Consider the following 7197-nt stretch of genomic DNA (forward strand, 5'->3'; position numbering starts at 1 on the left):
GGGCAATGGCGTGGTGAGGGGGGCATCCCCCGTGCCCATGCCGGCATTGGTGGTAACGGGCGCGGTGGCGGGCGGATCGGGCTGCTCCGCCATGGCGGGCCTGACGGCCGAGGCGGCAAGGCAGGCGCCGACAAGCCCCGCGGCCATCAGCCGGGCAAGCGTGCCGCACACCCCCTCGTCCCGATGCGGGCGCCGCGCAGCCCCAACTCCACCGGCCCCATACCCATTGGCCCCGAACATGGCCTTCTCCTCGCCACAACCCCGCCCGTTGGTGCCGTGCTCCGGCGTTGCGATCAACTCACAAGCTTGAGCGGGTCAAGGTTTTCACTGCCTTGTCACTCGGCGGCAACAAATTGCGGAGCCAATGGTTCCGCTTCGCGGTTGCGGCCTACCGTGTCCGGATCCAGTTCGGCGAGCTTGCGGTAGAGGGTGGAACGTCCGATGCCGAGGCGGCGGGCCACTTCCGCCATGCGCCCCCCATAAAGATGGCAGGCAAAGCGGATGGCTTCCGCCTCGATCTGCTCCAGGCGGCGGGCATGGCCGGCGGCCTCGAGGCGGGCATAGGCGATGCCAGCCTCGTCCGCGGTTCCGGCGCCGCGCCGGGGAGGCGGGGCGAAGGGCGTGGCCGCGCCCGCCGGCACGAATGGCACCACATTGTCCGGCAGGGCGCGTTCCGGCCGCGATGCCGGCACGGCGCCGTGGCCCAGGGCCACGGCATTGGCGAGCGCCACCTGGAGCCGCAGCGCCCCGGCGGGCTTCACCACGAAATCGCGGGCCCCGGCGCGAATCGCATCGGCGGCGGCATCGAGCCCGGCGGCCGTCACCTGCACCACCACCGGCGCCACGATGCCGCGGGCGGCCATGGCGCCAAGCACGCCCATGCCGTCGAGGCCCGGCAGCACCAGGTCCAGCAGCACCACGTCGAAGACCCGGACCCCAAGGTGCTCCAGCGCCGCGTCGCCGTCCTCGGCGAGGGCCACGTCATAGCCGAGATGGGTGAGGGCGCCGGAGAGGCGGCGCGCCTCGACGGGGTCGTCTTCGACCAGAAGCAGGGACAGGGTCATCGGGGATCGCACACGGCAGGCAGGAAGAATCACCGCGAGCTTGGCGGGCGATGGTTAAGAACCCCTTCGCCCCTTCCGGCCCGTTGCGGCACCTGCATTCCCGCCGGCGCGGCGGGGCCGGCTTGCGGCGCCGGCCCATTGCGGCGATTCTGTCCGGCGAAGACCGGCGCCCGCGGTGCGAGCCGCGCGGCGTCGCCCGGTTCCGGAGGATTCATGTTCCAGACATCGTTGCGCCCGCACGCCCGTCCCGTTCTTTCGGCCGATTTCGAGAGCGCGTTCGCCGTCGCCCGCCGGTCCGCCTGCTTCGGCGCCCCGGCCACCGCGACCGCCGCGCCTGCCGCCGAGCGCCTGCCCGAATGGAACCTCGCGGACCTCTATCCGTCCATGGAGTCGCCCGAGCTGAAGGCGGATCTCGATCAAGCGGACGCCGAGTGCAAGGCGTTCGAGGCGGCCTACAAGGGCAAGCTCGCCGACATGCTGGCGGCGCCCGATGCGGGCGCGGCGCTGGGCGCGGTGGTGGCGCGTTACGAGGCGATCGACGACCTGCTCGGCCGCATCGCCTCCTATGGCAGCCTCATCTATGCCGGCGATACCTCCGACCCGGCCCGCGCCAAGTTCTACGGCGACATCCAGGAGCGCCTGACCGACGCCTCCACGCACCTGCTGTTCTTCACGCTGGAGATGAACCGGCTGGACGACGCGGCCCTTGAGGCCGCCATGGCCGATCCCGCGCTCGGCTATTACCGCCCGTGGGTGGAGGACCTGCGCAAGGACAAGCCCTACCAGCTTGAGGACAGGATCGAGCAGCTGTTCCACGAGAAGTCCAACCCCTCCCGCGGGGCCTGGAGCCGCCTGTTCGACGAGACCATTTCGTCCCTGCGCTTCACCGTGGACGGGCAGGAGCTCGCCATCGAGCCCACCCTCAACCTGATGCAGGACCCGAGGGAGGAGGTGCGCAAGACCGCCGGCCTGGCGCTGGCCGATACCTTCTCAAAGAATCTGCGGCTGTTCTCCCTCATCACCAACACGCTGGCGAAGGACAAGGAAATCTCCGACCGCTGGCGCGGGTTCGAGGATGTCGCCTCCTCCCGCCACCTCGCCAACCGGGTGGAGAAGGAGGTGGTGGACGCCATGGTGGAGGCGATCCGCGTCTCCTTCCCGCGCCTGTCGCATCGCTATTACGCGCTGAAGGCCCGCTGGTTCGGCAAGGACAAGCTGGAGTTCTGGGACCGCAACGCTCCGCTCCCCAAGGTGGAGACCCGCGACATCGCCTGGGGCGAGGCCAGGGACACGGTGCTTTCGGCCTACGGCGCCTTCTCGCCGAAGATGGCCGACATCGCGAAGACCTTCTTCGACAAGTCCTGGATCGACGCGCCGGTGCGCCCCGGAAAGTCCCCGGGCGCCTTCGCCCACCCGACCGTCCCTTCCGCGCACCCTTATGTGCTGCTCAACTACCAGGGCAAGCCGCGGGACGTGATGACGCTGGCCCATGAGCTGGGCCACGGCGTGCACCAGGTGCTGGCCGCCCGGCAGGGCGCGCTGATGGCGCCCACCCCGCTGACGCTGGCGGAGACCGCCTCCGTGTTCGGCGAGATGCTCACTTTCCGCCGCCTGCTGGAGGCCGCCGAAAGCCCGAAGGCCCGCAAGATCATGCTGGCCCAGAAGGTGGAGGACATGATCAATACGGTGGTCCGCCAGACCGCCTTCTACACCTTCGAGCGCCACGTCCACACCGAGCGCCGGCAGGGCGAATTGACCGCCGACAAGATCGGCGAGATCTGGATGAAGGTGCAGGGCGAAAGCCTCGGCCCGGCCATCCATCTCGGCGCCGGCTACGAGACCTTCTGGACCTACATCCCCCATTTCATCCACTCGCCCTTCTATGTCTATGCCTATGCCTTCGGCGACTGCCTCGTGAACTCGCTCTATGCGGTCTACGAGAAGGCGGCGGACGGCTTCGCCGACCGGTATCTGGCGATGCTCTCGGCGGGCGGCACCAAGCACCATGCGGAGCTGCTCGCCCCGTTCGGCCTCGATGCCCGCGACCCGGCCTTCTGGCAGACCGGCCTGTCCCTCATTGATGGAATGATCTCCGAGCTGGAGCGCATGGAGGGGTGAAATCGCATCCGGCGGGGGAAACCCTGCCGGATCGGCGCACCGCCGCTGAAGCTTTACGTCTCCTAAACCCTGTTTCCCCGAGGATCGGGGCCATGACCGCAAGGGCCGTCCTGCTCCTCGCCGCGATGCTGCTTGGCCTTCCGCCGGCGGCGACGCCGGCGCGCGCGCAGCCGGGCGGCGCTCCGGCCGTTCCGCTGCCACCCCCCGCGCCGGGCCGCACGGGCCTCGACACCGATGCGCTGAAATCCGACCTGCGCGGCGCCGAGGAGGCGCAGAAGCGCCTCAGGGCGGAGCTGGAGGCCGCCAAGGGCGACCGCGCCCGGCTCAACCAGCTGCTGGTGGAGACCGCCACCCGCACCCGCGCCGTGGAACAGCAGCTCATCGACGTGGAGGGCCGGATCGGGGTGCTCGACCGCTCGGCCTCGGATTTGTCGGCGTCCCTTGCCAGGCGGCGCGGCGTCCTCGCCCAGGTGCTGGCTGCCCTCATGCGCATGGGGCGCGAGCCGCCCCCCGCCCTGCTCATGCGCCCGGACGATGCGCTGGACGCGGTGCGCTCGGCCATCCTCCTCGGCGCGCTGCTGCCGGAATTGCGGGTGGAGGCGGAGACGCTGGCCGCCGATCTGTCGGACCTGTCCCGCGTGCGCGGCGAGCTGACCGCCGCCCGCGACAGCCTGTCCCGCCTCAGGTCCGAGCTGGACGACGACCGCAAGCGCCTGTCGGGGCTGGTGACGGAACGTCAGCGCCGCCAGGCGGAAGAGCAGCCGGTACCGCAGTCGGAAAGGAGCCAGGCCGAGACGGTGGCGAAGTCCACCGCCGACGTGCACGATCTCGTGACGAGGCTGGAGACGGAAGTCGGCCCGTCCGCCCGCGCCGCCGATGCCGCCAAGGCCGTGACCCGGCCCGTCGAGCCCGGCAAGCCGGACCTCGCCGCCCTGAGGGATCCGGCGCGCATTACGCCGGCCATTGCGTTCAGCCAGGCTAAGGGCTTGCTGCCAATGCCGGTTGCCGGCGTGACGGTGAAGACCTTCGGCGCCTCCGACGGCGTGGGCGGGGCCGAGAAGGGCCTGACCATCGCCACCCGCGCCGGGGCCCCCGTGAGCGCGCCGGCGGACGGCTGGGTGGTCTATGCCGGTCCGTTCCGCAGCTACGGACAACTCTTGATCATCAACACGGGCGGCGGATACCATATTCTGATGGCGGGCATGGAGCGGATCACCGTGGACCTCGGCCAGTTCGTCCTGGCGGGCGAGCCGGTGGGGGTGATGGGCGGCCTGTCGCGCAGCGCCGGACCCACGGCGGCGCGAGGCTCGGCGGTACCTGTGCCGGTAGGGGTTCCGGCCGCCGGATTACGTTTTGGCAATGAGCCGGGGGCAGCCTTGGGACAGCCCCAATTATATGTCGAGTTCCGAAAAGACGGGATCTCGATTGATCCTACCCCGTGGTGGGCCGCAACGGACAGTCAGAAGGTACGTGGATAATGCGTCGGACGTCTCTATTTCTTTTCGGCGTGGCGGCTGGCGCCCTCGTGGCCGTTGCAGCGGTGCAGCCCCGGGTGCTGGCTCCCCTCTTCCTCGGCACCGCCGCCGAGGCTGCGTCCTCGGACACCTACAAGCAGCTCAACCTGTTTGGCGACGTGTTCGAGCGGGTGCGCTCGGACTATGTCGAGAAGCCCGACGACGCCAAGCTGATCGAGTCGGCCATCAACGGCATGCTCCAGTCGCTTGACCCGCATTCCTCCTACATGGACGCGAAGAACCACCGCGACATGCAGGTGCAGACGCGTGGCGAGTTCGGCGGCCTCGGTATCGAGGTCATCATGGAAGACGGCCTGGTGAAGGTGGTCACCCCCATGGAGGACACCCCGGCCAGCAAGGCCGGCCTGCTCTCCGGCGACCTCATCGTCAAGCTGGACAATGACCAGGTCCAGGGCCTGACCCTGAACGAGGCCGTGGACAAGATGCGCGGACCGGTCAACACGCCGATCACGCTGACCATCGTGCGCAAGGGGGTGGAGAAGCCCATCGAGGTCAAGCTGGTGCGCGACACCATCAAGATCCAGACCGTGCGCTCGCGGATCGAGCAGGACGACATCGCCTATATCCGCCTCAACTCCTTCACCAACGAGCAGACCTATGAGGGCCTGAAGAAGGCCATCGACGACCTGACCGCCAAGATCGGCCCGGACAAGATCAAGGGCTACATCCTCGACCTGCGCAACAATCCCGGCGGTCTGCTGGACCAGGCGGTGGCGGTGTCCGACGCCTTCCTGGAGCGCGGCGAGATCGTCTCCACCCGCGGCCGCAACGCCGAGGAGACGCAGCGCTTCAACGCCCGCGGCGGCGACCTCACCAAGGGCCGGCCGGTGATCGTGATGGTCAATGGCGGCTCGGCCTCGGCCTCGGAGATCGTGGCCGGCGCCCTGCAGGACCACAAGCGCGCCACCGTCCTCGGCTCGCGCTCGTTCGGCAAGGCCTCGGTGCAGACCATCATCCCGCTGGGCCAGCAGGGCGCGCTGCGCCTCACCACGGCGCGCTACTACACGCCGTCGGGCCGCTCCATCCAGGCCAAGGGCATCGAGCCGGACATCGTGCTGGTGCAGGACCTGCCGGACGAGATGAAGCAGAAGCTCGGCGCCGCCGCCGACACCACCCGCGGCGAGGCCTCGCTGAAGGGCCACCTCAAGAACGGCGACGACGAAGCCACCGGCTCGCCGTCCTACGTTCCGCCGGACCCGAAGGACGACACCCAGCTGAAGCTGGCCGTCGAGCTGATGAAGGGCACCGTCAAGAACGCCGCCTTCCCCGCGAGCCCGAACAAGGCCTCGCAGGCGAACTGAGGCCCGCTCCTGCGGAGCCCGCTGCCCGGAAGCCGGGCGCCTAGGAATTATGCAGATGCCCCGTCCGAGACATCGGGCGGGGCATTTTCTTTGTGCCGCGACCGGCCACGACCGGCCTGCTCGCGCCGAAACCCGCCGTCCTGGCCCCCTTCCGGCGCCCGCCCCCGGTCCGCCCGTTGCCGGAGCCTTCTGGCATGGCCCTTGCTCAGCCTTTGGTCTAAAGGCGCGTGGCGCCGTGTGAGGGAGGCAGGCGCAACATGCGCGCAGATCGCAGGAATTTCCTTCGGAAGGCATTCGCCGCCGGCGCGCTTCTCGGCGCCCTGGTCCCGGCGGTGTTGCCCACCGCGGCGCGCGCCGATGCCCTCGACGACATCATGAAGGCCGGCGTGATCAAGATCGCCGTGCCGCAGGACTTCCCGCCCTTCGGATCGGTGGGCACCGATCTCAAGCCCGTGGGCTATGACATCGACGTGGCCAACCTCATCGCCAAGGGCCTTGGCGTGAAAGCGGAACTGGTGCCGGTGACCAGTGCCAACCGCATCCCCTACCTTCAGACCAGGAAGGTGGACCTCGTCATCTCCAGCCTCGGCAAAAATCCGGACCGGGAGAAGGTGATCGACTTCTCGGTGGCCTATGCCCCGTTCTTCAACGGCATCTTCGGCCCCGCCGACGTGAAGGTGGAGAAGATCGAGGACATCGCCGGCATGACCGTGGGCGTCACCCGCGGCTCGGTGGAGGACCTGGAGCTGACCAAGGTCGCCCCGCCCACCGCCGACATCAAGCGCTACGAGGACAACAACTCCACCATCTCGGCCTTCCTGTCCGGCCAGGTGAAGGTGGTGGCCACCGGCAACGTGGTGGCGGCGGCCATCCTCGCCCGCAACCCGCCGAAGAAGCCGCAGGTGAAGGTGCTGATCAAGAATTCCCCCTGTTATGTGGGCCTCAACAAGGACGAGCCCAGGCTGCTGGAGAAGGTCAACGCCATCATCAGCGCCGCCAGGGCGGACGGCGCGCTGGAGAAGATCTCGCAGAAATGGCTCGGCGCGTCGCTTCCGGCTGATCTGTGAGGATCTGAGTTCCACGCGCGCCCCGGGTCCGGCCGCCGTGCCGCTGGTGCAATGCGAACCCTCTCCCGCTTGCGGGGGAGGGCAGGGTGGGGAGGGCGGCGCGACCTGAATG

Annotated in this window: 6 protein-coding genes; 4 read left to right on the forward strand and 2 right to left on the reverse strand. The window is 69.1% G+C overall.

The features are described 5' to 3' along the window. Together K9U40_RS21105 and K9U40_RS21110 are read right to left on the reverse strand one after the other, a co-directional pair. The coding region (locus K9U40_RS21105; protein WP_282892084.1) for a hypothetical protein at window positions 1-240 on the reverse strand (240 nt) is incomplete at its 3' end. Between the two features lie 95 nt (window positions 241-335). Beyond that, window positions 336-1064: a response regulator gene (locus tag K9U40_RS21110; RefSeq protein ID WP_282892085.1), complete on the reverse strand. Its 729-nt coding sequence runs from the start codon at window positions 1062-1064 to the stop codon at window positions 336-338. A 213-nt stretch (window positions 1065-1277) separates the two neighbouring features. On the opposite strand from K9U40_RS21110, the gene K9U40_RS21115 reads away from it, so the two are divergent. The 4 genes from K9U40_RS21115 (at window position 1278) to K9U40_RS21130 (ending at window position 7085) form a co-directional block, all read left to right on the forward strand. Beyond that, on the forward strand, window positions 1278-3182 hold the full coding sequence (locus tag K9U40_RS21115; protein WP_282892086.1) for a M3 family oligoendopeptidase: 1905 nt from the start codon (window positions 1278-1280) through the stop codon (window positions 3180-3182). A 92-nt stretch (window positions 3183-3274) separates the two neighbouring features. Then, window positions 3275-4660 carry a murein hydrolase activator EnvC family protein gene (locus K9U40_RS21120; protein ID WP_282892087.1) on the forward strand — a complete coding sequence of 462 codons (1386 nt, stop codon included), beginning with the start codon at window positions 3275-3277 and terminating at the stop codon, window positions 4658-4660. After that, the gene (locus tag K9U40_RS21125) at window positions 4657-6018 is read left to right on the forward strand and encodes a S41 family peptidase (protein ID WP_282892089.1); all 1362 of its coding nucleotides are present in this window, start codon (window positions 4657-4659) and stop codon (window positions 6016-6018) included. Before K9U40_RS21120 ends, K9U40_RS21125 begins: the two co-directional genes overlap by 4 nt. Window positions 6019-6275: 257 nt before the next feature. Then, window positions 6276-7085, forward strand: a complete 810-nt coding sequence (locus K9U40_RS21130) for a transporter substrate-binding domain-containing protein (protein ID WP_282892088.1) — start codon at window positions 6276-6278, stop codon at window positions 7083-7085. The last annotated feature ends 112 nt before the right edge of the window (window positions 7086-7197 follow it).

Origin of the sequence: Xanthobacter autotrophicus (genome assembly GCF_030015065.1) — a bacterium.
GTDB classification, from domain to species: Bacteria; Pseudomonadota; Alphaproteobacteria; order Rhizobiales; family Xanthobacteraceae; genus Xanthobacter; species Xanthobacter autotrophicus_D.